At 64.2% G+C, this 246-nt stretch carries 1 protein-coding gene; it reads left to right on the plus strand.

Features of this window, described 5'->3' with window-relative positions; all coding sequences use genetic code 11:
* Positions 1-246 (plus strand): IS3 family transposase (locus tag NFX52_RS30795; protein WP_252636054.1); only part of this gene is annotated, 246 nt, incomplete at both ends.

A 246-nucleotide genomic window follows, 5' to 3' on the forward strand; every position in this document is an offset into this window, starting at 1 on the left:
TTGCAGGTTGCCCCGTCAGCGTATCGGCGCCACGCCGCGCTGGTGCGCGAGCCTCACAAACGCTGCGCCAGAGCGAAACGAGACGAATTGCTGATGCCGCAGATTCAACGAGTCTGGCAGGCCAACATGCAGGTTTATGGCGCCGACAAGGTATGGCGGCAACTAGCGCGCGAAGGCGTGACCGTGGCCCGCTGCACGGTAGAGCGTCTGATGCGCAGCATGGGACTGCGTGGTGTGATGCGCGGC

It is taken from the genome of Acidovorax facilis, from assembly GCF_023913775.1.
Classification (GTDB): domain Bacteria; phylum Pseudomonadota; class Gammaproteobacteria; order Burkholderiales; family Burkholderiaceae_C; genus Acidovorax; species Acidovorax facilis.